At 69.9% G+C, this 24,530-nt stretch carries 19 protein-coding genes; 5 read left to right on the top strand and 14 right to left on the bottom strand.

Going from position 1 to position 24,530, the window contains the following annotated elements; translation table 11 throughout:
• Positions 1-131: 131 nt before the first annotated feature.
• Positions 132-467, bottom strand: a complete 336-nt coding sequence (locus tag ABZ887_RS07490; RefSeq protein ID WP_361284062.1) for a hypothetical protein — start codon at positions 465-467, stop codon at positions 132-134.
• A 67-nt stretch (positions 468-534) separates the two neighbouring features.
• Complete coding sequence (locus ABZ887_RS07485) at positions 535-1,488, bottom strand: heme o synthase (RefSeq protein ID WP_361284059.1); 954 nt, start codon at positions 1,486-1,488, stop codon at positions 535-537.
• Positions 1,489-1,866: 378 nt separating this feature from the next.
• Between ABZ887_RS07485 and tkt the strand changes: the two genes are divergently transcribed.
• From tkt to pgl, 5 genes are read left to right on the top strand one after another with little or no spacing between them, the layout of a single operon-like run.
• Positions 1,867-3,954, top strand: a complete 2,088-nt coding sequence (gene tkt, locus ABZ887_RS07480; RefSeq protein ID WP_361284056.1) for a transketolase — start codon at positions 1,867-1,869, stop codon at positions 3,952-3,954.
• 32 nt (positions 3,955-3,986) lie between these two features.
• Complete coding sequence (gene tal / locus ABZ887_RS07475; RefSeq protein WP_361284053.1) at positions 3,987-5,105, top strand: transaldolase; 1,119 nt, start codon at positions 3,987-3,989, stop codon at positions 5,103-5,105.
• A gap of 3 nt (positions 5,106-5,108) precedes the next feature.
• Entirely contained in the window at positions 5,109-6,647 is a 1,539-nt protein-coding gene (zwf, locus tag ABZ887_RS07470; RefSeq protein WP_361284633.1) for a glucose-6-phosphate dehydrogenase, read from the top strand.
• The gene (gene opcA, locus ABZ887_RS07465) at positions 6,644-7,759 is read left to right on the top strand and encodes a glucose-6-phosphate dehydrogenase assembly protein OpcA (protein WP_361284050.1); all 1,116 of its coding nucleotides are present in this window, start codon (positions 6,644-6,646) and stop codon (positions 7,757-7,759) included. Before zwf ends, opcA begins: the two co-directional genes overlap by 4 nt.
• Positions 7,756-8,538 carry a 6-phosphogluconolactonase gene (gene pgl, locus ABZ887_RS07460; RefSeq protein WP_361284047.1) on the top strand — a complete coding sequence of 261 codons (783 nt, stop codon included), beginning with the start codon at positions 7,756-7,758 and terminating at the stop codon, positions 8,536-8,538. Before opcA ends, pgl begins: the two co-directional genes overlap by 4 nt.
• A 63-nt stretch (positions 8,539-8,601) precedes the next feature.
• On the opposite strand, the gene pgi is transcribed toward pgl, so the two are convergent.
• The 12 genes from pgi to uvrC form a co-directional block, all read right to left on the bottom strand.
• Positions 8,602-10,254 carry a glucose-6-phosphate isomerase gene (gene pgi, locus ABZ887_RS07455; RefSeq protein WP_361284044.1) on the bottom strand — a complete coding sequence of 551 codons (1,653 nt, stop codon included), beginning with the start codon at positions 10,252-10,254 and terminating at the stop codon, positions 8,602-8,604.
• Positions 10,255-10,326: 72 nt separating this feature from the next.
• Complete coding sequence (locus ABZ887_RS07450; protein WP_361284630.1) at positions 10,327-11,577, bottom strand: MFS transporter; 1,251 nt, start codon at positions 11,575-11,577, stop codon at positions 10,327-10,329.
• A gap of 140 nt (positions 11,578-11,717) precedes the next feature.
• A complete protein-coding gene (locus tag ABZ887_RS07445; protein ID WP_003976875.1) occupies positions 11,718-12,053 on the bottom strand; it encodes an RNA polymerase-binding protein RbpA in 336 nt (111 codons plus the stop codon).
• Between the two features lie 210 nt (positions 12,054-12,263).
• A complete protein-coding gene (secG, locus tag ABZ887_RS07440; protein WP_361284041.1) occupies positions 12,264-12,500 on the bottom strand; it encodes a preprotein translocase subunit SecG in 237 nt (78 codons plus the stop codon).
• 111 nt (positions 12,501-12,611) lie between these two features.
• Positions 12,612-13,388 carry a triose-phosphate isomerase gene (gene tpiA, locus ABZ887_RS07435; protein WP_361284038.1) on the bottom strand — a complete coding sequence of 259 codons (777 nt, stop codon included), beginning with the start codon at positions 13,386-13,388 and terminating at the stop codon, positions 12,612-12,614.
• Positions 13,389-13,394: 6 nt separating this feature from the next.
• The gene (locus ABZ887_RS07430) at positions 13,395-14,606 is read right to left on the bottom strand and encodes a phosphoglycerate kinase (RefSeq protein ID WP_361284035.1); all 1,212 of its coding nucleotides are present in this window, start codon (positions 14,604-14,606) and stop codon (positions 13,395-13,397) included.
• Positions 14,607-14,757: 151 nt separating this feature from the next.
• A complete protein-coding gene (gene gap / locus ABZ887_RS07425) occupies positions 14,758-15,768 on the bottom strand; it encodes a type I glyceraldehyde-3-phosphate dehydrogenase (protein WP_189260903.1) in 1,011 nt (336 codons plus the stop codon).
• A gap of 274 nt (positions 15,769-16,042) precedes the next feature.
• Positions 16,043-18,997, bottom strand: coding sequence for a M14 family zinc carboxypeptidase (locus ABZ887_RS07420; RefSeq protein ID WP_361284031.1), 2,955 nt, complete (start codon positions 18,995-18,997; stop codon positions 16,043-16,045).
• A gap of 168 nt (positions 18,998-19,165) precedes the next feature.
• Positions 19,166-20,155, bottom strand: coding sequence for a DNA-binding protein WhiA (whiA, locus tag ABZ887_RS07415; RefSeq protein WP_089100932.1), 990 nt, complete (start codon positions 20,153-20,155; stop codon positions 19,166-19,168).
• Complete coding sequence (gene yvcK / locus ABZ887_RS07410) at positions 20,146-21,213, bottom strand: uridine diphosphate-N-acetylglucosamine-binding protein YvcK (RefSeq protein ID WP_361284028.1); 1,068 nt, start codon at positions 21,211-21,213, stop codon at positions 20,146-20,148. The genes whiA and yvcK overlap by 10 nt, the downstream gene beginning before the upstream one ends.
• The gene (rapZ, locus tag ABZ887_RS07405) at positions 21,210-22,262 is read right to left on the bottom strand and encodes an RNase adapter RapZ (protein WP_361284025.1); all 1,053 of its coding nucleotides are present in this window, start codon (positions 22,260-22,262) and stop codon (positions 21,210-21,212) included. Before rapZ ends, yvcK begins: the two co-directional genes overlap by 4 nt.
• Positions 22,259-24,409, bottom strand: a complete 2,151-nt coding sequence (uvrC, locus tag ABZ887_RS07400) for an excinuclease ABC subunit UvrC (protein WP_361284022.1) — start codon at positions 24,407-24,409, stop codon at positions 22,259-22,261. The genes rapZ and uvrC overlap by 4 nt, the downstream gene beginning before the upstream one ends.
• Positions 24,410-24,530 lie beyond the last annotated feature (121 nt).

The following is a 24,530-nucleotide window of genomic DNA, read 5'->3' as shown; positions in this document are numbered from 1 at the left end:
GCTGCATGTCCGTCTTAACGGGTGAACGGGGATGGAGGTCGCGGTTCAGCTCGGGAGTACCGGTTGTGTGGCGACCGCAGGTCGTCGGTGGTTGATCGCGCAGTTCCCCGCGCCCCTTTGGGGCGCGCTGTTCAACCGCCGATTTGAATGCCCGCCATGCGCTTCCACTCGTACGGCCCCGTCGTCACCTTCGCCGCGAACTCGCCGTCGAAGGACTCGTGGACGGTGATGCCCGCCTTCTGCACCGCCTGCTCGGCGATCTCGTACGTCGGGGCCACCAGGTCGCCCCAGCCGCCGTCCTCGCCGACGAGGACGATGCGGGCGCCGCGTTCGCCGATGTAGGCCACCTGGCCCTCGGCGCCGCCATGGGCCTTGGCGAAGGCGCTGATCTCCTTTGCAAGGCGCGCCACCTTGCGCTCGGCCTTCTGGCCGGCCTTCTGCGTGTCAACCTGCTGCGTGTCTGCCATGGACAGGATGCTACTCACGAGTAGATCCACTGGCGAGGGCAGGACGGTGTGATGTGGGCCCGTGCGGTCAGCGCAGGAAGGGGTCGACGGCCACGGCCACGAACAACAGCGACACATAGGTGATCGACCAGTGGAACAGCCGCATCTCCTTGAGCTTCCCGCCCGTCACCTCCGCCTTCGCACGGTTCTGCAGCCCGTGCGCCTCCCACAGCCACCAGCCGCCCGCCACCAGGGCGACCAGCGTGTAGAACCAGCCGGTGTAACCGAGGGGGGTGAGGAGCAGGGAGACGCCGACCATCACCCAGCTGTAGATGACGATCTGCTTGGCCACCACCTTGTTGGAGGCGACGACCGGCAGCATCGGCACGCCCACGCGCGCGTAGTCGTCCTTCACCTTCATGGAGAGCGGCCAGTAGTGCGGCGGCGTCCAGAAGAACATGACGAGGAAGAGGATGACCGGCGCCCACGACATGGAGTCCGTGACGGCCGACCAGCCGATCAGCACCGGCAGACAACCGGCGATGCCGCCCCACACGATGTTCTGCGAGGTACGGCGTTTGAGGATCATCGTGTAGACGACGACGTAGAAGAGCAGCGCTCCGAGTGACAGCCAGGCACTCAGCCAGTTGACGGTGAAACCGAACAGCAGTGTGGAGACGACCGCCAGGGTGATACCGAAGGCGAGGCACTCACGCGGGCTGACCATGCCGGTCACCAGCGGACGCTGCGAGGTGCGGTCCATCAGCGCGTCGATGTCCCGGTCGATGTACATGTTCAGCGCGTTGGCGCCGCCCGCCGAGAGGTAGCCGCCGAGGCAGGTGAGCAGCACCAGGGTCAGGTCGGGCACGCCCTGCTGCGCCAGGAACATCACCGGAACGGTGGTGATGAGCAGCAGCTCGATGATCCGCGGCTTGGTCAGCGCCACGAAAGCTTGGACACGGGCCCCGAACGGCCGGTGACTCGGGCTCTCGCTCGCACCGAGTACCCCCGCTGGACGGGATTCGACGGCCGTCACGCACACCCCTGACAGAGACTCCCAGCGAGCCCCGCCGTGTGAACTCACGGTAAAGGCTCGCGCGTACCACGCCACTTTAGACGTTGCCCATACCCCGACCTTCGCGGGGGTGGGGTCGTGTTGGGGGGCGTCTCGGAAGAGGGGGACGGGGGCTCGGTTGAGCAGTCAGATGAGCGGTTCCGTATTCATGTGCCGAATGCCTTCTCGGCCAGTCGGGAGGCGGATCCCCGAGAGTCCCGGCAGTCTGGAAACACTCGAAAAAATGCACGTCCTTACGGGGGTAGGCTCGACAACGGCCGGTGGGCACCCAGTGCACCGGCAGCCGGTACGGGCGTGTGCCCGAGGACCGGTAACCGAACATGTGGAGAGGAGCCCTGACTCAGGGTGAGCACCAAGCCGACCACCACAGACCTCGACTGGACCGAGTTGGACCAGCGGGCCGTCGACACCGCCCGTGTCCTGGCCGCCGACGCCGTACAGAAGGTCGGCAACGGCCATCCGGGTACGGCGATGAGCCTGGCGCCGGCCGCGTACACCCTCTTCCAGAAGGTGATGCGGCACGACCCGTCCGACCCCGACTGGGTGGGCCGCGACCGCTTCGTGCTGTCCGCCGGTCACTCGTCGCTGACCCTCTACACGCAGCTGTACCTGGCCGGTTTCGGCCTGGAGCTGGAAGACCTCGAAGCCTTCCGCACCTGGGGCTCGAAGACCCCCGGCCACCCGGAGTACGGCCACACCAAGGGCGTCGAGACCACCACCGGCCCGCTGGGCCAGGGTGTCGCCAACGCCGTCGGCATGGCCATGGCCGCCCGCTACGAGCGCGGTCTCTTCGACCCGGACGCGCCGCAGGGCGAGTCCCCCTTCGACCACTTCGTCTACTGCATCGCCGGTGACGGCTGCCTCCAGGAGGGCATCTCCGCCGAGGCGTCCTCGATGGCCGGCCACCAGAAGCTCGGCAACCTGGTCCTGCTGTGGGACGACAACCACATCTCGATCGAGGGCGACACCGAGACGGCCGTCTCCGAGGACACCGTCAAGCGGTTCGAGGCGTACGGCTGGCACGTCCAGCGCATCGCCCCGCAGCCGGACGGCGACCTGGACCCGCACGCCATCTACAACGCGATCGAGGCCGCGAAGAAGGTGACGGACAAGCCGTCCTTCATCGCGATGCGCTCGATCATCGCCTGGCCCGCCCCGAACGCGCAGAACACCGAGGCCGCGCACGGCTCGGCGCTCGGCGCGGACGAGGTCGCGGCCACCAAGCGCGTCCTCGGCTTCGACCCGGAGAAGAACTTCGACGTCGCCGAGGAGGTCATCGCCCACACCCGGCAGGCCGGCGAGCGCGGCGCGGCCGCCAAGGCCGAGTGGGAGAAGTCCTTCCAGCTGTGGCGTGACAACAACGCCGAGCGGGCCGCCGAGTTCGACCGCATCGCCGCGGGCGAGCTGCCCAAGGGCTGGGAGGAGAAGATCCCGGTCTTCGAGCCCGGCAAGGGCGTCGCCACCCGTGCCGCCTCCGGCAAGGTCCTGCAGGCCCTCGGCGCCGTCATCCCCGAGCTGTGGGGCGGCTCCGCCGACCTGGCCGGGTCGAACAACACGACCATCGACAAGAACAGCTCGTTCCTGCCGGCGGACAACCCGCTGCCGGGTGCGAACCCCTACGGCCGCACCATCCACTTCGGTATCCGCGAGCACTCCATGGCCGCGGAGATGAACGGCATCACCCTGCACGGCAACACCCGTGTCTACGGCGGTACGTTCCTCGTCTTCTCCGACTACATGCGCAACTCCGTGCGGCTGTCGGCGCTGATGCACCTGCCGGTGACGTACGTGTGGACCCACGACTCCATCGGTCTCGGCGAGGACGGCCCCACCCACCAGCCGGTCGAGCACCTCGCCTCGCTGCGCGCCATCCCGGGCCTGAACGTGGTCCGCCCGGCCGACGCCAACGAGACCGCGATCGCCTGGCGCGAGATCCTCCGGCGCTACACCAAGGTCTTCGGCAAGGGTGCCCCGCACGGTCTGGCGCTGACCCGCCAGGGTGTGCCGGTGTACGAGTCCAACGAGGACACGGTCAAGGGCGGGTACGTCCTCTTCGAGGCGTCGAACGGCACCCCCGAGGTCATCCTCGTCGCCACCGGCTCCGAGGTGCACGTGGCCGTCGAGGCGCGCGAGCAGCTGGAGGCCGACGGCGTGCCCACGCGCGTCGTGTCCATGCCGTGCGTGGAGTGGTTCGAGGAGCAGTCGCCCGAGTACCGCGAGAGTGTGCTGCCGTCCTCGGTGAAGGCGCGGGTGTCGGTCGAGGCGGGTATCGGCCTCACCTGGCACAAGTACGTCGGGGACGCGGGCCGCATCGTTTCCCTGGAGCACTTCGGTGCTTCCGCCGACGGCAAGGTGCTCTTCCAGGAGTTCGGCTTCACTGCCGAGAATGTGGCCGCCAAGGCCCGGGAATCCATCGCCGCCGCCCAGCGCTGACGCTATATACGACACGTAGGAGATGTAATTCCATGACAGACGCACTCAAGCGCCTCTCCGACGAAGGCGTCGCGATCTGGCTGGACGACCTGTCGCGCAAGCGGATCACGTCCGGCAACCTCGCCGAGCTGATCGACCAGCAGCACGTCGTGGGCGTCACCACCAACCCGACGATCTTCCAGAAGGCGATCTCTTCGGGCGACGGCTACCAGCAGCAGGTCTCGGACCTCGCCGCCCGGAAGGTCACCGTCGAAGAGGCCATCCGCATGATCACCACGGCGGACGTCCGTGACGCCGCCGACATCCTGCGCCCGGTGTTCGACGCGACCGACGGCCAGGACGGCCGCGTGTCGATCGAGGTCGACCCGCGCCTGGCGCACCACACCACGGCGACCATCGCCGAGGCCAAGCAGCTGGCCTGGCTGGTGGACCGCCCCAACACCCTGATCAAGATCCCGGCCACCAGGGCGGGCCTGCCGGCGATCACCGAGGTCATCGGCCTCGGCATCAGCGTCAACGTCACGCTGATCTTCTCGCTGGAGCGCTACCGCGCGGTCATGGACGCCTACCTGGCCGGTCTGGAGAAGGCCAAGGAGCGCGGCCTCGACCTGTCGCTCATCCGTTCGGTGGCGTCGTTCTTCGTGTCCCGCGTGGACAGCGAGATCGACAAGCGCCTGAACGACCTGGGCACCGACGAGGCCAAGGCGCTGCGCGGCAAGTCCGCCGTCGCCAACGCCCGGCTCGCCTACCAGGCGTACGAAGAGGTCTTCTCCACCGCTCGCTGGAGCGCCCTGGAGAACGCGGGCGCCCGCAAGCAGCGCCCGCTGTGGGCCTCCACCGGCGTGAAGGACCCGGCGTACAAGGACACCCTGTACGTCGACGACCTGGTCGCGCCGAACACGGTGAACACCATGCCGGAGGCCACTCTCGTCGCGGTCGAGGACCACGGCGGCATCACCGGCGACACGATCACCGGCACGTACGAGCAGGCCCGCGCCGACCTGGACGCCGTCGAGGCGCTCGGGATCTCGTACGACGACGTGGTCCAGGTACTCGAGGACGAGGGCGTCGAGAAGTTCGAGGCGTCCTGGAACGACCTGCTCAAGTCGACCCAGGCGGAGCTGGAGCGCCTGGCCCCCTCGGAGGGCTGAACTCTGTCACCCCTTTCCGGTACCGGAGCGAACCCGCTCCGTGACCCCGCAGACCGACGGCTCCCGCGTATTGCGGGGCCGTCGGGGCTGGTCATCTTCGGCGTCACGGGCGACCTCTCCCGTAAGAAGCTCATGCCCGCCGTCTACGACCTCGCCAACCGGGGTCTGCTGCCGCCGGGCTTCTCCCTGGTCGGCTTCGCCCGCCGTGAGTGGGCCCACGAGGACTTCGCCGCCGAGGTCCACGACGCCGTCAAGGACCACGCGCGCACGCCGTTCCGCGAGGAGGTCTGGCAGCAGCTCATCCAGGGGATGCGCTTCGTCCAGGGCACCTTCGACGACGACGACGCGTTCGAGCGGCTGCGCTCCACCATCGAGGAGCTGGACAAGGCGCAGGGCACGGGCGGCAACTTCGCCTTCTACCTGTCCGTCCCGCCGCGCTCCTTCCCGGTGGTCATCCAGCAGCTGAAGAAGCACGGGCTGGCCGACCAGTCCGGCGGCTCCTGGCGGCGCGCGGTCATCGAGAAGCCCTTCGGCCACGACCTGAAGTCGGCCGAGGAGCTCAACAAGGTCGTGCACGAGGTGTTCGAACCGGACCAGGTGTTCCGGATCGACCACTACCTCGGCAAGGAGACCGTCCAGAACATCCTGGCGCTGCGGTTCGCCAACACCATGTACGAGCCGATCTGGAACCGGTCCTTCGTGGACCACGTGCAGATCACCATGGCGGAGGACATCGGCATCGGCGGCCGGGCCGGCTACTACGACGGCATCGGCTCGGCCCGTGACGTCATCCAGAACCACCTGCTCCAGCTCATGGCCCTCACCGCCATGGAGGAGCCCGCCTCCTTCGACGCGGACGCGCTCGCGGCGGAGAAGGAGAAGGTGCTCGGCGCGGTACGGCTGCCGAAGGACCTGGGCACCTCGACCGTGCGCGGCCAGTACGCGGCCGGCTGGCAGGGCGGCGAGAAGGTCATCGGCTACCTCGAAGAGGACGGCATCGACACCAGGTCGAAGACCGACACCTACGCCGCGGTGAAGCTGGAGATCGACAACCGCCGCTGGGCGGGCGTCCCCTTCTACCTGCGCACCGGCAAGCGGCTGGGCCGCCGCGTCACCGAGATCGCGGTGGTCTTCCAGCGGGCCCCGCACTCCCCCTTCGACCACACGGCGACGGAGGAACTGGGCCAGAACGCGATCGTCATCCGCGTCCAGCCCGACGAGGGCATCACGGTCCGCTTCGGCTCCAAGGTGCCGGGCACCTCGATGGAGATCCGGGACGTCTCGATGGACTTCGCCTACGGCGAGTCGTTCACCGAGTCCTCGCCCGAGGCGTACGAGCGGCTGATCCTCGACGTGCTGCTCGGCGACTCCAACCTCTTCCCGCGCACGGAGGAGGTCGAGCTGTCCTGGAAGATCCTCGACCCGATCGAGGAGCACTGGGACAAGCACGGCAGGCCCGCCCAGTACAAGTCCGGCACCTGGGGCCCCGCCGAGGCCGACGAGATGCTGGCACGAGACGGACGGAGCTGGCGCCGCCCATGAAGATAGACCTCACGGACACCACGGCCGGCAAGGTCAACAAGGCGCTGGTGCAGGGCCGCCGGGCCATCGGCACGCCCGCCGTGGGCATGGTGCTGACCCTCGTCATCGTCACCGACGAGGAGAACGCGTACGACGCCCTGAAGGCCGGCGGCGACGCCTCCCACGAGCACCCCTCGCGCACCCTCGTCGTCATCAAGCGCGTCTCCCGCTCCCCCCGCGACCGTACGGCGTCCCGCCTGGACGCCGAGGTCCGGGTGGGCGCGGACGCGGGCTCCGGCGAGACGGTGATCCTCCGCCTGTACGGCGAGGTCGCCGACCACGCCGACTCGGTCGTCCTGCCGCTGCTGCTGCCGGACGCGCCGGTCGTCGTCTGGTGGCCGGTGAACGCCCCGCTCGACCCGGCGCAGGACCCGCTGGGCGCCCTCGCCCAGCGCCGGGTCACCGACACCTACTCCTCCGAGCAGCCGGTACGGGAGCTGTCCGCCCGCGCGGACGCCTACACCCCCGGCGACACGGACCTGTCCTGGACCCGGATCACGCCCTGGCGCTCGATGCTGGCGGCGGCCCTGGACCAGGTGGTCTGCGAGGTCAAGGCGGTCGAGGTGGAGGGCGAGGAGTTCAACCCGAGCTGCGAGCTGCTGGCGATGTGGCTCGCGGACCGGCTGGACGTCCCCGTCAAGCGCTCCCTGTCGGCCGGTCCCGGTCTGACGGCCGTCCGCCTGGCCACCAGCGAGGGCGCGATCGCGCTCGACCGTGCGGACGGCTCCCTCGCCACCCTGTCCATCGACGGCCAGCCGGACCGTGCGGTGGCGCTGAAGCGCCGCGACACGGCCGAGCTGATCGCGGAGGAGCTGCGCCGGCTCGACCCGGACGACACCTACGCGTCGGCGCTGCGGTTCGGCGTGGACCGCCTGAACGCCTCCGCGACTCCGGCCCCCGCTATGGAACCGGTATTGGCCGCCCCGGCACCGGCCGCCGCTACGACGGACCCGTCACCCAAAGGAGAACAGGTCACCCACGCAGCAGCCTCCGGCGCCGCTGCCGAGGCTCCCACGACAGAAGCGGCGTCCCAGGAACGGGCGCCGCTGAAGAAGAGGGCGAAGGCGACATGAGCACCCCCCAGCTGGTCGTGCACCGCGACAAGGAGCTGATGGCGCAGGCCGCCGCGGCCCGCCTGATCACGAAGATCGTGGACGCCCAGGCCTCCCGGGGCGAGGCGTCCGTGGTCCTCACCGGCGGCCGCAACGGCAACGGCCTGCTGGCGGCCCTGGCGGCGGCCCCGGCCCGGGACGCCATCGACTGGAGCCGGCTCGACCTCTGGTGGGGCGACGAGCGCTTCCTGCCCGAGGGCGATCCGGAGCGCAATGTCACCCAGGCCCGTGACGCCCTGCTCGACCAGGTCCCGGTGGACCCGAAGCGCGTGCACGCCATGCCCGCGTCGGACGGCCCCTGGGACACGGACGTGGACGCGGCGGCCGAGGCCTACGCGGCGGAGCTGGCCCGCGCGGCCGGCCCCGAGAACCACGGCTCGGTGCCCACCTTCGACGTCCTGATGCTGGGCGTCGGCCCGGACACCCACGTGGCCTCGCTCTTCCCGGAGCTGCCCGCGGTCCGGGAGACGGAACGCACGGTGGTCGGCGTCCACGGCGCCCCCAAGCCGCCGCCGACCCGGGTCTCCCTCACCCTTCCCGCCATCCGCGCGGCCCGCGAGGTCTGGCTGCTGGCGGCGGGCGAGGACAAGGCCGAGGCCGTCGCCATCGCCCTCTCGGGCGCGGGCGAGATCCAGGCCCCGGCAGCGGGCGCCCAGGGCCGCCAGCGGACCCTGTGGCTCCTGGACGCGACGGCAGCCTCCCAGCTGCCACGGTCGCTGTATCCGCCGGCTTCGCCGTGACGAAGTACTGAGAAGAAGAGCCCGTACGGCCTTCCCGGCCGTACGGGCTCTTTCATGCCCGGCCTAACGCCCGTGCAGCTCCCGGTACTTGGCCACCAGCGCCGTCGTCGACGCGTCCAGGCCGGGTACCTCGGCGCCCTCGGTCAGCGCGGGCTCGATGCGCTTGGCGAGGACCTTGCCCAGCTCCACGCCCCACTGGTCGAAGGAGTCGATGTTCCAGACGGCGCCCTGGGTGAAGACCTTGTGCTCGTACAAGGCCACCAGCTGGCCCAGGACCGACGGGGTGAGTTCCTTCGCCAGGATGGTCGTCGTCGGGTGGTTGCCCTTGAAGGTGCGGTGCGGGACCTGCTCCTCGGGGACGCCCTCCGCGCGGACCTCGTCGGCGGTCTTGCCGAAGGCCAGCGCCTGCGTCTGGGCGAAGAAGTTCGCCATCAGCAGGTCGTGCTGCGCCTTGAGTTCACCGCTCAGCTCGGCGACGGGCTCGGCGAAGCCGATGAAGTCCGCCGGGATCAGCTTGGTGCCCTGGTGGATCAACTGGTAGTAGGCGTGCTGGCCGTTGGTGCCCGGCGTGCCCCAGACGACCGGGCCGGTCTGCCAGTCGACCTCCTTGCCGTCGCGCGCCACGTACTTGCCGTTGGACTCCATGTCCAGCTGCTGGAGGTAGGCGGTGAACTTGGAGAGGTAGTGGCTGTAGGGCAGCACCGCGTGCGACTGGGCGTCGTGGAAGTTGCCGTACCAGATGCCCAGGAGGCCCAGCAGAAGGGGGACGTTGGACTCGGCGGGGGCGGTGCGGAAGTGCTCGTCGACCAGGTGGAAGCCGTCGAGCATCTCGCGGAAGCGGTCCGGGCCGATGGCGATCACCAGGGAGAGGCCGATGGCCGAGTCGTAGGAGTAGCGGCCGCCTACCCAGTCCCAGAACTCGAACATGTTGGCCGTGTCGATGCCGAAGTCCGACACCTTCTCGGAGTTCGTGGAGAGGGCCACGAAGTGCTTGGCGACCGCTTCCGGACCGGCCTTCAGCTCGGTGAGGAGCCAGTTGCGGGCAGAGGTCGCGTTGGTGATCGTCTCGATGGTGGTGAACGTCTTGGAGGCGATGATGAAGAGGGTCTCCGCCGCGTCCAGGTCGCGGGTGGCCTCGTGCAGGTCGGCGCCGTCGACGTTGGAGACGAAGCGGACCGTGAGGTCGCGGTCGGTGAAGCTGCGCAGCACCTCGTAGGCCATCGCCGGACCGAGGTCGGAGCCGCCGATGCCGACGTTGACGACGTTCCGGATGCGCTTGCCGGTGTGCCCGGTCCAGGCGCCGGAGCGGACCCGGTCGGCGAAGGCGCTCATCTTGTCGAGGACCGCGTGCACCTGCGGCACCACGTTCTCGCCGTCGACCTCGATCACCGCGTCGCGCGGGGCGCGCAGGGCCGTGTGCAGCACCGCGCGGTTCTCGGTGACGTTGATCTTCTCGCCGCGGAACATGGCGTCCCGCAGGCCGAAGACGTCGGTGGCGGCGGCCAGCTCCCGCAGCAGCCGCAGCGTCTCGTCGTTGACCAGGTGCTTCGAGTAGTCGATGTGGAGGTCGCCGACCTGAAGGGTGTAGCCCGTGCCGCGTCCCGGGTCGGCGGCGAACAGGTCCCGCAGCCGGGTGCCGGCGAGCGCCTCCCGGTGCTTGGCGAGCGCGGTCCACTCGGGCGTCTGGTTGAGCCTGGTACGGCCGTCTGCGTTCATTCCGACTTCAGCCTTCTTCCTTGCACCTGTCCTGCTGCGTCCCTGCCCCGCTGCCGGTTCCAACCTAGTTGATCAGCGTGGGACGCGGCCTGCTGTCGCGCTGTCCCGCGGCGCAACAACAGGTACGTCCGGCCGGCGCACCGGTATCAACGAGGTGACGGCCAGGCCGAAGAGGACGGCGGCCAGCAGCGCGGGGCCGTTCAGGCCGTAGGCTCCCGCGACGGCTCCGCCGAGGAGGGCGCCGAGCGGCGCGCCGGACGTGGAGGAGGTGCGGAAGGCGGCGGCGATCCGGCCGGTCATCGACTCGGGCGCGCGTTGCTGCATCAGCGTGACCTGGTTGACGTTCCACACCATGTTCATCGCGCCGAGCAGGAGCATGCCCGCGACGAGGGCGCCGAGGTGCCGGACGGTGCCCATGAGCAGCAGGGCCGACGTCTGCACCGTGCCGGCGAGCAGCAGGGCGCGCACCCGGCCGGTGCGGCGGGCGATGCGCTGGGCGAGGAAGCCGCCGGTGATGCTGCCGGCCGAGTACGCGGTCATGGCGGCCGCGTAACCCGCGGTACCGGCGTGCAGCCAGCGTGTCACGTGCAGGACGAGGGTGGCGATCAGGGCGCCCATGCCGATGTTGCAGAGCAGGGTGGCCACGCAGACCGCCCGCAGGGCGCGGTCCTGCCACAGGGCGCGCAGGCCCTCGGCGATCTCCGTGCGCAGGGTGCTGCCGGCCGGGCGTGGCGCCCGCTCCGGCGGCCGGGTCCGGAGGGAGGCGACCAGGGCGGCGGCCGCCAGGTAGGTGCCCGCGTCGGCCGCGAAGGGCATGAACGCGCCGGCCGCCAGCAGCAGCGGCACGAGCGGGGCGCCGAGCAGGCCGCCGGCGATCTGCTGGCCGGTCATCAGCCGGGCGTTGGCCCCGCCCAGGGCGTGCCGGTCCACCAGGGAGGGCAGCAGGGCCGTGGAGGCGTTGTCGAAGAGCGTCTGCAGGGTGGTGAGCGCGAAGGCGAGCAGGAGCAGCAGCGGGATCGAGGCGTGACCGAGCGCCACGGCGAGTGCGAAGGCGGCGACGAGCAGCCCTCGTACGGTGTCCACCGCCCACATCGCGCGCCGCTGGTCCACCCGGTCCGCGACGGCACCGCCGAGCAGCCCGAACAGCAGCCAGGGCACGTAGCCGCAGGCGGTCACCGAGGCGATGGCGAGCGGGTCGTCGGTCAGACGCGCGGCCAGCAGGGGCAGCGCGGACGCCCGTAACGCGTCCCCGAACCGGGAGACGACGGCGGCCGTCCACAGCCGCCCGAATCCCCCGCGCCACGCGGGTGCCCCCTCGCCCACCGTCACCGCCGCCCCCTCACGATTCGCTGATGCACAAACCGTAGAGGGCACCACTGACAGCGGGCCGGACGCGCACCCGGTCCCGGCCGCGGAGACAGCTCCGGCCAGGCGCCCCATGGGCACCCGGCCGGCCTCAACTCCTAGATCTCGCCCCGCAGTTTGGCGAGCGCCTCGGCGAGGATCGCCTCGCCGTCCGCGTCGCTGCGCCGCTCCCGTACGTACGCGAGGTGCGTCTTGTACGGCTCGGTGCGCGGCGGGTCCGGCGGGTTGTCCCGGTCCTGACCGGCCGGGAAGCCACAGCGCGGGCAGTCCCAGGTCTCGGGCACCTGCGCGTCGCTGGCGAAGCTCGGCTGCGTCTCGTGCCCGTTGGAGCACCAGAAGGAGATGCGCAGACGCGGCGCGGACTCGCCGCGCTCGGCCTCGCCCATCGGCCCCGCCCCGACCCGGCTACCTCGGATCGCGTTGCCACTTGCCACGGTCGTAACTCCCTGCGTGATGGTGCCGCGAAGCGAGTCGGCGTGTCGCTTCGTTGCGAGCGCCTCAGTCTACGTAAGGCCCAACGCGCGTCCAGTGGTGGGAGTTACCGCCCCCGCACCTAGACGCAAGCCCCATGATAGGCCGCGCTCAGGTGCGCGTACCGAACATGGGGCCTTACGTACAGATTGTGCGTGTGTGCGAGTCACGGATCAGCTGTTCGTCTTCATCAGCAGGCCGAGGACCACGATGCACGCGAACCACAGCAGACCGATGACCAGGGTGATCCGGTCCAGGTTCCGCTCGGCGACCGAGGAGCCGCCGACGGAGGACTGCATGCCGCCACCGAACATGTCGGAGAGGCCGCCGCCCTTGCCCTTGTGCATCAGCACCAGCAGCATCAGCAGCAGGCTGAAGACGATCAGGGCGATCGAGAACCCCAAAACCACGGCTGGACCAACTCTCTCGGATTCGGATGAACGACGGGGACAAGGCGGCAGGCCGTCTTGTCCCCGCAAGGGTACGACGGATCGTCCCCGGGGCCTACTCGCTCGCCCCGATCACTGATCGCGGAAGCGCACGATCTTGACGAATTCGTCCGCGTCCAGCGAGGCACCGCCGACCAGGGCGCCGTCGATGTCGGCCTGCGCCATGATCTCGGCCACGTTGCCGGCCTTGACGGAGCCGCCGTACTGGATGCGGACCTGGTCGGCCAGCTCCTGGCTGTACAGCTCGGCGAGCTTGGCGCGGATCGCCGCGCAGACCTCCTGGGCGTCCCCGGCACCGCAGACCTTGCCGGTGCCGATGGCCCACACGGGCTCGTAGGCGATCACGACGGACTCGGCCTGCTCGGCCGGGAGGTCCTTGAGACCGCCCTCGACCTGGGCGAGGGTGTGGGAGACGTGGTTGCCCGCCTCGCGGACGTCCAGCTCCTCGCCGACGCACAGGATCGGGGTCAGACCGTGCTTGTAGGCGGCCTTGACCTTGGCGTTCACGATCTCGTCGGTCTCGGCGTGGTACTGGCGGCGCTCGGAGTGGCCGATGACCACGTACGTGCACTTCAGCTTGGCCAGCATGGGTCCGGAGATCTCGCCGGTGTAGGCGCCGGAGTCGTGCGCGGAGATGTCCTGGGCGCCGTACCTGATCTTGAGCTTGTCGCCGTCGACCAGGGTCTGCACGGAACGCAGGTCGGTGAAGGGCGGCAGGACGGCGACCTCGACGGCCTCGTAGTCCTTGTCGGCCAGGGCGAAGGCGAGCTTCTGGACGTGCGCGATGGCCTCGAGGTGGTTGAGGTTCATCTTCCAGTTGCCCGCCATGATCGGCGTGCGAGTGGTCATACGGGGTCAGTCCTCCAGTGCGGCGAGGCCGGGGAGCGTCTTGCCCTCGAGGTATTCGAGGGAGGCGCCGCCACCGGTCGAGATGTGTCCGAACGCGTCCTCGTCGAAGCCGAGGATGCGCACGGCGGCTGCGGAGTCCCCGCCGCCGACGACGGTGAAGCCCTTGGACTCGACGAGGGCCTGGGCGACCGCCCGGGTGCCCGCGGCGTAGTCGGGGTGCTCGAAGACGCCCATGGGGCCGTTCCAGAAGACGGTGGCGGCGTCGGCGAGCTTCGAGGCGTACAGCTTGCTGGTCTCCGGACCGATGTCCAGGCCCATCTGCCCGGCCGGCATGGCGTCCGCGGCGACCGTGGCGGGGTGGGACGGAGCCTTGGACGACAGGTCCGGGAACGCGGCGGAGACCAGGGTGTCGACCGGCAGGACGATCTCGACACCCGTCTTCTCGGCGCGCTCCAGGTACTCGGTGACGGTGTCGAGCTGGTCCTCCTGGAGGAGGGAGCTGCCGACCTCGTAGCCCTTGGCCTTGAGGAAGGTGTAGACCATGCCGCCGCCGACGAGGATGCGGTCGGCCTTGCCGAGCAGTTCGTCGATGACGGCGAGCTTGTCGGAGACCTTGGCGCCGCCGAGCACCACCACGTAGGGACGCTGGACGTCCTCGGTGAGCTTCCTGAGGACGCCGACCTCGGTGGCGATCAGGTAGCCGGCGTAGTGCGGCAGCCGGGCCGGGAGGTCGTAGACCGAGGCGTGCCCCCGGTGCACGGCGCCGAAGCCGTCGCCGACGTAGACGTCCGCGAGGGCGGCCAGCTGGTCGGCGAACTCGCCGCGCTCGGTGTCGTCCTTGGACGTCTCACCGGCGTTGAAGCGCAGGTTCTCGATGACCGCGACCTGGCCGGGCTCCAGGCCGTTCACCGCGTCGTGGGCGGCGGGGCCGACGGTGTCCTGGGCGAACGCGACCGGGGCGCCGAGCAGTTCACCGAGCCGCTCGGCGGCCTGGAGCAGGGAGAACTTCAGGTCCGGGGCGCCCTTGGGGCGGCCCAGGTGCGAGGCGACGACCACCTTGGCGCCCGCGTCGGCCAGGGCCTTGACGGTGGGCAGGACGGCGCGGATGCGGCCGTCGTCGGTGATGAGACCGTCGGCCATCGGCACGTTGAGGTCGGCGCGGACGAAGACCCGCTTGCCGTCGACCCCTTCGGCGAGGAGTTCGTCGATCGTCTTCATGGTTGGGGACTCCTACAGGAGGGCTCTTGATCGTACGAGGACTGATCGAACCGTATGTCGTCGGGTCGATCCTTACGCGCGTCAGGGCCCGGGCGGCGCGACCGTGCGCTGCCCGAGCCCTGCTACCGCATCGTGGTGCCTGTTCTGCCGATCAGAGCTGGTTGCCGACGAAGACCGTGAGGTCGACGAGGCGGTTCGAGTAGCCCCACTCGTTGTCGTACCAGCCGAGGATCTTCACCGTGTTGCCCTCCTGGACCATGGTCAGGGAGGAGTCGAAGGTGCAGGAGGCCGGGTCGCCGACGATGTCCGAGGAGACGATCGGGTCCTCGGTGTACGCCAGGTAGCCCTTCAGGTCGCCGTCGTCGGCGGCCTTCTTGAACGCGGCGTTGACCTCGTCCTTGGTGACCTCGCGCTGGAGCGTCACGACCAGGTCGGTGGCGGAGCCGGTCGGGACCGGGACGCGCATGGCGATGCCGTCCAGCTTGCCCTTGAGCTGCGGGAGGACCAGCGCGGTGGCCTTGGCGGCACCGGTGGTGGTCGGGATGATGTTCTCGGCGGCGGCCCGGGCGCGGCGCAGGTCCGAGTGCGGGAAGTCCAGGATGCGCTGGTCGTTGGTGTACGCGTGGACCGTCGTCATCAGGCCCTTGACGATGCCGAAGTTCTCGTCGAGCACCTTGGCCATCGGCGCCACGCAGTTGGTGGTGCAGGAGGCGTTGGAGATGACGTGGTGGTTGGCCGCGTCGTACTTGTCCTGGTTGACGCCCATCACGATGGTGATGTCCTCGTCCTTGGCCGGAGCCGAGATGAGGACCTTCTTGGCGCCGCCGGCGATGTGCTTGGCGGCGTCGGCCTTCTTGGTGAAGATGCCGGTCGACTCGATGACGATGTCGACGCCCAGCTCGCCCCACGGGATGTCGGCGGGGTTGCGCTCGGACAGCACCTTGATGGTGTGGCCGTCGACGGTGATCGTGTCGGCGGTGTGCGTCACCTCGGCCTTGAGGCGGCCCAGGATCGTGTCGTACTTCAGCAGGTGTGCGGTGGTCGCGGTGTCACCCAGGTCGTTGACAGCCACGATCTCGATGTCAGCGCCCTGCTCCAGCAGCGCGCGGAAGTAGTTGCGACCGATACGACCGAAGCCGTTGATGCCTACGCGGATCGTCACGAACCGATCTCCTCGTTGGTACGCCGGCCATGCGGTGCCGGCGAGCTGTATTTGGGATGTCCCCGACCACCCATGACCCTACCTCCCTGAGGCTCCCGCGGTGACATCCAGATGCCCCATACACGGCGAGGCGGCCCGTACCCGCCAGTAGGGGTACGGACCACCTCGGATCGAGGGTGGCATCACACCGTTTTGCCGTGAAATGCCGACCCGTTTTTACCGTGCTTTCACTCGTTCGTGAGCGGGTCGGCTCACATGTCGAGTGCCGTCGGCATCAGTTGTCGAGTGCTGTCAACGCCTTCTTCACCAGAGCGGCACGATCGGCCGCGGAACTGACCTGTTCCAGGCCGAAACCGAGCAGCACGGTGCGGTCGGTGGTGACGGCTCCGTAGGTCTTGAACAGCGCCCCGGTCCGCTCCCAGTCCTTGAGCACGGCCGGGCTGCCCGCGGGCGGTCCGGTGACGCTCCAGGCGCCGAGGGAGGTCTCGAAGCCCTCGGTCTCGGTGGCCGTGCCGCCGACCACGAGCGAGGCGTCGTCGACGAGGACGCCGTGCCCGCCGGTGCTCGGGTCGGTGATGTAGCCGATGGAGATCTCGACGGACTTCCCGGCGTACGCGCTCAGGTCGAAGTTCACGGACTGCCAGCCCGCCGAGCTGCCGGTGAAGCTGTTCCAGGTGCCGCTGGTGCCGCTCGCCGTGCACTGGTTGTCCGCGATGGTCAGGTAGTGCTTGAGCCACGGGTGCTCGGCGATCAGGAAGCCGGCCCCGCACTCGCTCGGTACGGTGCTGCTGGTGGCGCCGCCCTTCTCGGGCAGGGTCGTCCAGTCGTCGCTGCCGACGACGTGCGCCTCGACGACCGCGTGGTCGTAGCCGGGTTCGGTGTCCCACAGCAGCTTGGCGCTGAGGGTCGGCTGCTGGGACGCGGTGGCACCGGTGAGGTCGACGGTGCGGGTGAGGCGCTTGTAGGCGTCGTCGGTGTGGACGGCCGCGGCCATGTACGACCCCGAGTACGGCCCGTACGGGTTGACGGTCCCGGCGAACTGGCCCGCGCCCGCGCTGGCGAACTGGGGGTAGGTGTCCGGCGAGAGCTCGTCGGAAGTGACGGCGTACGTCCCGGCCTTGTCGAGCGGGTTGGCGGACGTGCCGCTCAGGGCGCCGCTGAAGCCGTCCAGGGTGCCGGAGCCGGTGAAGCCGGTGGCCCCGGGCGTCGACGTGCGGGAGTAGGCGCCCAGGTAGTACTGGCTGAAGTCGTTCGACGGGGTGCCGTCGCCGAGGTTCACGCTGCCGCCGGCGAGCTCGCCCGCCTCGACCAGCTTGCCGCCCTCGTTGAGGTAGCCGCGCAGCTGGAGCTGGGTGTCGTTGCCGGGGCCGCTCGTCCCCGAGTAGTGGACGACGGTCTTGAAGTGCTTGAGCACGCCGAGCGCGTCGGGCGCGCCCTGGGTGGCGACGTCCCAGACGACCGCCTTGTGCCCGGCCGCCTTCAGCGCGTCGACGTAGGTCTGCGCCTGGGTGGCCTTGGCGCCCTCCTCGGCGACCACCAGGGTGTCCGCCTTGGCCCGCTCGACGACGGTGTACGTGAAGTGCGGGCTGGAGACCTTCTTGCCGCTCTTCGTCTCACCGGTGAACCACACCTCGACCTTGTCGCCCGGGTCGCCGTCCCTCACCTTGGCCCGGTACTCGTCGAAGTAGAGGTTGTCGTCGCCGCCGTAGGTCTCGCCGCCCTTCCAGGCCTTGAGCGCCCTGTCCCGCGTGCGGCCGCCGTTGACGCGGTACTTGAGCTCCTTGTCGCGGACCGACTTGCGGACGACGACGGAGACCTCCTGGTCGGCGCCGCGCGAGTACGACGTGGAGAACGTCGCCGGGGTGAAGTCGGCGGCGCTCAGGCCGACCGAGGAGCTCGGCTGGTCGGGGTGGGCGGCGGTCTCGGCGACGGAGAGCGCGAAGGGGATGTTCTTCACGAACTCGTCCTGGATCAGCTTCTCGTCGTCCGGGAAGTTGAAGACCGACTGGCAGTCGGCGGCGTTCCAGGCGTCGTTCGGGTCGATGTCCGAGGCCGTCTGGCAGGTCGACATCTCGGGGGTGAACATCGCCATGCCGTTGACGTTCGACGCGTGGCCGTCCGCCTCGCCGTTGGTCGTGTACAGCTCCGAGGAGACCTGCGAGTGGTAGCCGGGGATCGCCGGGTTGTCGGGGGTGCCGGCGAGCGCCTTGTAGAGGACGTCGTCCGGGGTCGGGGTGGCCACCTGCCAGCCGACGCCGTAGAGGAGGAGTTCGGCGGCGGAGTGGTAGTTGATGCCGTACGTGAACCCGATCCGCTTCTCGAAGGAGTCCAGCGCCTTGGTCTCGGGCTCGGACTCGGGGCTCGCGCCGCGGTAGGTCTCGCTGGTGGGGTTGGGGGACGAGCCCTCGTCGTCGTAGCCCCACTTGTAGCCGAAGTTGCGGTTGAGGTCGACGCCGTCACCCGTACTGATGACACCGTCGCCGTTGACGTCCCGCAGGTTCTTGCGCCACAGGCGGGTGTCGGAGTTCTGGAAGGTGTAGTCGTAGCCGTCCGGGTTGGCGGACAGCACGAACCACAGTTCGGTCGAGTCGACGATCTTCTTGACGCGCTTGTCGGTGCCGTAGTTGTCCAGGTAGTAGTGCATCAGCCGGCGGGTCATCTCCGGCGTGATCCACTCGCGTGCGTGCTGGTTGGACAGGTACAGCACGGAGGGCTTGGAGCCGTCCTTCGACTTCTTCGCGCCCTTGGTCAGTTTGAGCGCGAGGATGTCCTGCCCGTCGACCGTCTTGCCGATGGACTCGACCTTGGTGAGACCGGGGTTGGCCTGCGCCGTCGCGAGGATCTCCGATTCGAGCCCGCCGCTGCCGCTGTACGGGCGGAACACGCCCTGCGAGGCGCCCTCGACCCGCGCCTCGGCCTTCGCCGACACCGTGTGCTCGGTGAGGCCGACACCCTGCTTCTCCAGCTTCTTCGCCTGCTGGTCGGTGAGGTACAGCTCGACTTCGGTCTTCCCGGATCCGGTGACCTGGTCGCCGAGCTCGTGGCCGTCCTGCCCGGCTTCGAGCAGGAGGGGAATCTGCTTCTTGGTGACGGCGGCGTGGAAGACCTTGACCTCGTCGGGGTCCGGCTTCCCCGAACTGCCGGTCTGCGCCTGCGCCATGGGTGCGAGTGCGGCTCCGCCGATCAGGAGCGCGCCGACAGCGAGGATCGATCTCGCCCTGTGTCTCATGTACCCCCCTAGCAGTGGTCCGCCACAGCGGCGAACTCATGCCAGGCTCATGACACTTCATGATCCAGTCAAGGGCGACTCACGGACAGCTGACGGTGGCTTAAAAAACACGCAAATGGCGGTGCCGACGACCGTCGCGGCCGCCGGCACCAGTGAGTTGACGGTGGCTCAGCCTGCGAGGTTGTCGGCCAGCTCCTCGGAGAGGTTGGCCTCGGTGCCCGGGATGCCCAGATCGGACGCACGCTTGTCGGCCATCGCGAGCAGACGGCGGATCCGGCCGGCGACGGCGTCCTTGGTGAGCGGCGGGTCGGCGAGCGCGCCCAGCTCCTCCAGGGAGGCCTGCTTGTGCTCCATGCGCAGCCGGCCGGCCGCCGCGAGGTGCTCGGGCACCTCGTCGGCGAGGATCTCCAGGGCGCGCTGGACCCTGGCCCCGGCGGCCACGGCCGCGCGGGCGGAGCGGCGCAGGTTGGCGTCGTCGAAGTTGGCGAGGCGGTTCGCGGTGGCGCGGACCTCGCGGCGCATCCGGCGCTCCTCCCAGGCCAGCACCGACTCGTGCGCGCCGAGGCGGGTCAGCAGCGCGCCGATCGCGTCACCGTCACGGACGACCACCCGGTCCACCCCGCGCACCTCACGGGCCTTCGCGGCGATGGACAGCCTGCGGGCGGCGCCGACCAGCGCGAGCGCGGCCTCCGGGCCCGGGCAGGTCACCTCCAGGGAGGAGGAGCGGCCGGGCTCGGTCAGCGAGCCGTGCGCCAGGAAGGCGCCGCGCCAGGCCGCCTCGGCGTCACAGGTGGCCCCGGAGACGACCTGCGGGGGCAGGCCCCGGATGGGCCGGCCCCGGCCGTCCACCAGGCCGGTCTGGCGGGCCAGCTGGTCGCCGCCCGCCACCACCCGCACGACGTACCGGGAACCGCGGCGCAGCCCGCCGGGTGCCATCACGATCAGCTCGGAGCTGTGGCCGAAGATCTCCAGGATGTCCCGCTTGAGGCGCCGGGCCGCCATCGCGGTGTCCAGCTCCGCCTCGATCACGATGCGCCCGCTCACCAGGTGGAGGCCGCCCGCGAACCGCAGAATGGCGGAGACCTCAGCCTTCCGGCAGCAGGTCCGGGTGACGGGTAGCCGGGAGATCTCGTCCTTCACCGCTGCCGTCATCGCCATGGGCCGATCCTTCCATGCATCCGAAAAATACGGTCGTACGCGGCGGCCAACAGCTCCGGGTCGTGCCGGGGTGAACCGTCGGTCCGGGCCACGGGGCTCAGCTCGACCGCGGCTCCCAGCCGCTTGGCGGCCTCGGTGAGCGAGTCACGGTCGGGCACGGCGGCCTCGTCGGCCAGCACCACGTCCAGGGCGAGTTTAGGGGCGTGTCGCCCCAAAACCTCCAAATGACGCTGCGGGGAGAAGCCCTCGGTTTCTCCCGGCTGCGGTGCCAGGTTCAGGGACAGGACCTTACGGGCCTTGGTCTCGGTGAGCGCGTCGAGCAGATCGGGGACGAGCAGGTGCGGGATCACCGACGAGAACCAGGACCCCGGGCCTAGCACCACCCAGTCCGCGTCCAGCACGGCCTCGACCGCCTCCGGCACGGCCGGCGGGTCGTGCGGCACCAGGTGCACGGACTGCACCTCACCGGGCGTGAGCGCCACGGTGGCCTGGCCCCGGACGATGTCCACCTCCTCGGGCCGCTCCGGGTCGTGCCCCTTGACCAGGGCCTGCAGCTCCAGCGGCACGGCGGACATCGGCAGCACGCGGCCGTGCGCGCCGAGCAGCCTGCCGACCAGGTCCAGGGCCTGTACGTGGTCGCCGAGCTGCTCCCACAGGGCGACGATCAGCAGATTGCCGACCGCGTGCTCGTGCAGGTCGCCCTTGGACTGGAAGCGGTGCTGGATGACCCGGGCCCAGGTCTGGCCCCAGTCGTCGTCACCGCACAGGGCGGCGAGGGCCTTGCGCAGATCACCCGGGGGAAGGACGCCCAGCTCGTCACGGAGACGCCCGCTGGACCCGCCGTCGTCGGCCACGGTGACGACGGCGGTGAGGTCGCCGGTGATCCGGCGCAGGGCCGCGAGCGAGGCGGACAGTCCCATGCCGCCGCCCAGGGCGACCACCTTGGGCTGGGCACCGCGGCGCCGCGGCCGGGCGCCGCGGGCCTCGACGGGACGGCCCGTGCGGGACTCGGGCACCATCCGGCGCAGCCTGCTCAGCCGTGGAGTGCGCTCGGTCACTCGCGCCCCATGTCCCGGTGCACGACTACGGTCTCCACTCCCTCGGCGGCCAGGCGGGCGGCGAGCTTCTCGGACACGGCGACCGAGCGGTGCTTGCCGCCCGTGCAGCCGATGGCGATCGTCACATAGCGCTTGCCCTCACGCCGGTACCCGGTCGCGATCAGCCGCAGCAGCTCGGCGTACCGGTCGAGGAACTCCTTGGCGCCCGGCTGGTTGAAGACGTACGCCGACACCTCCTCGTTGAGGCCGGTGTACGGGCGCAGCTCCGGCACCCAGTGCGGGTTGGGCAGGAACCTCATGTCGGCGACCAGGTCGGCGTCGACCGGCAGGCCGTACTTGAAGCCGAACGACATCACCGTCGCCCGCAGCTCGGGCTCCTCGTCGCCGGCGAACTGGGCGTCCATCTTGGCGCGCAGCTCGTGCACGTTGAGGCTGGAGGTGTCGATCACCAGGTCGGCGTCGCCGCGCAGCTCGCGCAGCAGCTCCCGCTCCGCCGCGATGCCGTCGACGATCCGGCCGTCGCCCTGCAGCGGGTGCGGGCGGCGCACCGACTCGAAGCGGCGGACCAGGGCGTCGTCGGAGGACTCCAGGAAGACGATCCGGCGCGTGACGGCCCGGCTGTCGAGGTCGGCGAGGGACTCGCGCAGGTTGTCGAAGAAGCGCCTGCCGCGCACGTCGACCACGACCGCGATCCGCGCCACGTTGCCCTGGGAGCGGGCGCCCAGCTCGACCATGGTGGGGATGAGGGCCGGCGGGAGGTTGTCCACCACGAACCAGCCGAGGTCCTCCAGACACTTCGCCGCCGTCGAACGGCCGGCTCCCGACATGCCGGAGATGATCACCAGCTCGGGGATGGCCGCCTCGGGCACCCCGGCGGGGGTGACGTCCGTACTCACTTCTGCTCCGTTTTCCTGAACCGCTGCCGCTGTCGCTTCCGCTTCCTGCGGCTGATCCTGGCGGGCCTCGTTGTGCGTTCCCTGAGGCTCGCCCTGCGTTTCGCTGAACGCCGGATCTCGCTGTGCTGTGGGTTGTGCGTCGCGCTCGGTCATCTCTCCTGGCCCCGTCGATCGTCCGGGGCGCCCGCGGGTACGGGCTCCCCCGAGGCGTCCGCCGTCGTCTCGGGCGCCTCGTCTTCCCTGTCATCCATGATCTCTCCGGTCGCCGTGTTCACGGCGGGTGCGGCCGGGGCCGCCTGGGCGAGGGCCACGGCGATGATCTCGGCCGTCTTGCGGCCTATCCCGGGCACTTCCTGGATCTGCTCGATTGTGGCGGACCGCAGCTTCTTCACCGAGCCGAAATGCTTGATCAACGCCTGTTTACGGGTTTCACCGAGGCCCGGTACGTCGTCCAGGGGGCCGGCGCGGAAGCGCTTGGCCCGCCTGGTGCGCTGGTAGGTGATGGCGAAGCGGTGCGCCTCGTCACGGACCCGCTGGAGGAGGTAGAGGCCCTCGCTGGTGCGGGGCAGGACCACGGGATCGTCGTCCTCGGGCAGCCAGACCTCTTCGAGGCGCTTGGCGAGGCCGCAGACGGCGATGTCGTCGATACCGAGCTCGTCGAGCGCCCGCTTGGCGGCGGCGACCTGCGGCCGGCCGCCGTCGACGACCACGAGCTGGGGCGGGTAGGCGAACTTCTTGGGGCGGCCGTCCTCGTCCTTGAAACCGTTGAGGGAGCCGGCGTCGGGGTCGGTTCCGGTTTCCGTTCCGGTTTCGGAGGGGGTGGGAGTGGGGGTGGGGGTGGGGGTGCCCGGGTCCGCGAGGGTCTCCTCGGCGCCGTCCTCCAGCCACTCGCCGGTCCGCTCCTTCTCCGCGAGGTAGCGGCGGAAGCGGCGGGTGATCACCTCGTGCATCGAGCGCACGTCGTCCTGGCCGGCGAAGCCCTTGATCTGGAAGCGGCGGTACTCGCTCTTGCGCTGCAGGCCGTCCTCGAAGACGACCATGGAGGCCACCACGTCGTCGCCCTGCAGGTGCGAGATGTCGTAGCACTCGATGCGCAGCGGGGCGCTGTCCAGGTCCAGGGCGTCGGCGATCTCCTCCAGCGCGCGCGAGCGGGTGGTGAGGTCGGAGGCCCGCTTGGTCTTGTGCAGGGCGAGCGACTGCTGCGCGTTGCGCTGCACGGTCTCCATCAGGGCCTTCTTGTCGCCTCGCTGCGGGATACGCAGCGAGACATTGGCCCCGCGGCGGCCGGTGAGCCACTCCTGGACCGGCTCGACCGGCTCGGGCAGCGCCGGGACCAGCACCTCCTTGGGGACGGCGTCCCCGGTCTCCTCGCCGTAGAGCTGCTGGAGGGCGTGCTCGACGAGAGCACTCGTGGTGACGTCCTCCACCTTGTCCGTCACCCAGCCGCGCTGGCCGCGCACGCGTCCGCCGCGCACGTGGAAGATCTGGACGGCCGCCTCCAGCTCGTCCTCCGCGACGGCGATGAGGTCGGCGTCGGTCGCGTCGGCGAGCACGACCGCGCTCTTCTCCATGGCCTTCTTCAGGGCCTCGATGTCGTCGCGCAGCCGGGCGGCCCGCTCGTACTCCATCTCCTCGGCGGCCTCCGTCATCTGCTTCTCCAGACGGCGGAGGTAGGTGCCGGTGCGGCCCGCCATGAAGTCGCAGAACTCCTCGGCCAGTTCGCGGTGCTCCTCCGGCTCGACCCGGCCGACGCAGGGGGCCGAGCACTTGCCGATGTAGCCGAGCAGACAGGGGCGGCCGGTGCGGGCGGCGTTCTTGAACACCCCGGCCGAGCAGGTGCGCACCGGGAACACGCGCAGCAGCAGGTCGACGGTGTCCCGGATCGCCCACGCGTGGCCGTACGGCCCGAAGTAGCGCACGCCCTTCTTCTTGTGACCGCGCATCACCTGGACCCGCGGGAACTCCTCGTTCATCGTCACCGCGAGGTACGGGTAGCTCTTGTCGTCGCGGTACTTCACGTTGAACCGGGGGTCGTACTCCTTGATCCAGGAGTACTCCAGCTGGAGCGCCTCGACCTCCGTGGACACCACGGTCCACTCCACGGACGCCGCGGTGGTGACCATCGTCCGGGTGCGGGGGTGCATGCCCGCCAGGTCCTGGAAGTAGTTCGCCAGGCGCTGGCGCAGGCTCTTCGCCTTCCCGACGTAGATCACCCGGCGGTGCTCGTCACGGAACCTGTACACCCCGGGAGAGTCCGGGATCTGTCCCGGCTTGGGGCGGTAGCTGGAGGGGTCGGCCATGTCTCACACCCTACTGGCGAGCACCGACACCGCGACGAGCCTGTGGACAACCGTCCCCGGGACGGACGGGACGGCAGGCACCCCGGAGACGGAGCCGACGGGACGGAGGGGTCGTATTCCC

The organism is Streptomyces sp. NPDC047061 (assembly GCF_040643955.1).
Taxonomy (GTDB): Bacteria; Actinomycetota; Actinomycetes; order Streptomycetales; family Streptomycetaceae; genus Streptomyces.
Note: the sequence above shows the minus strand (reverse complement) of the source record. Positions and strands in the feature narration are given on the sequence as shown.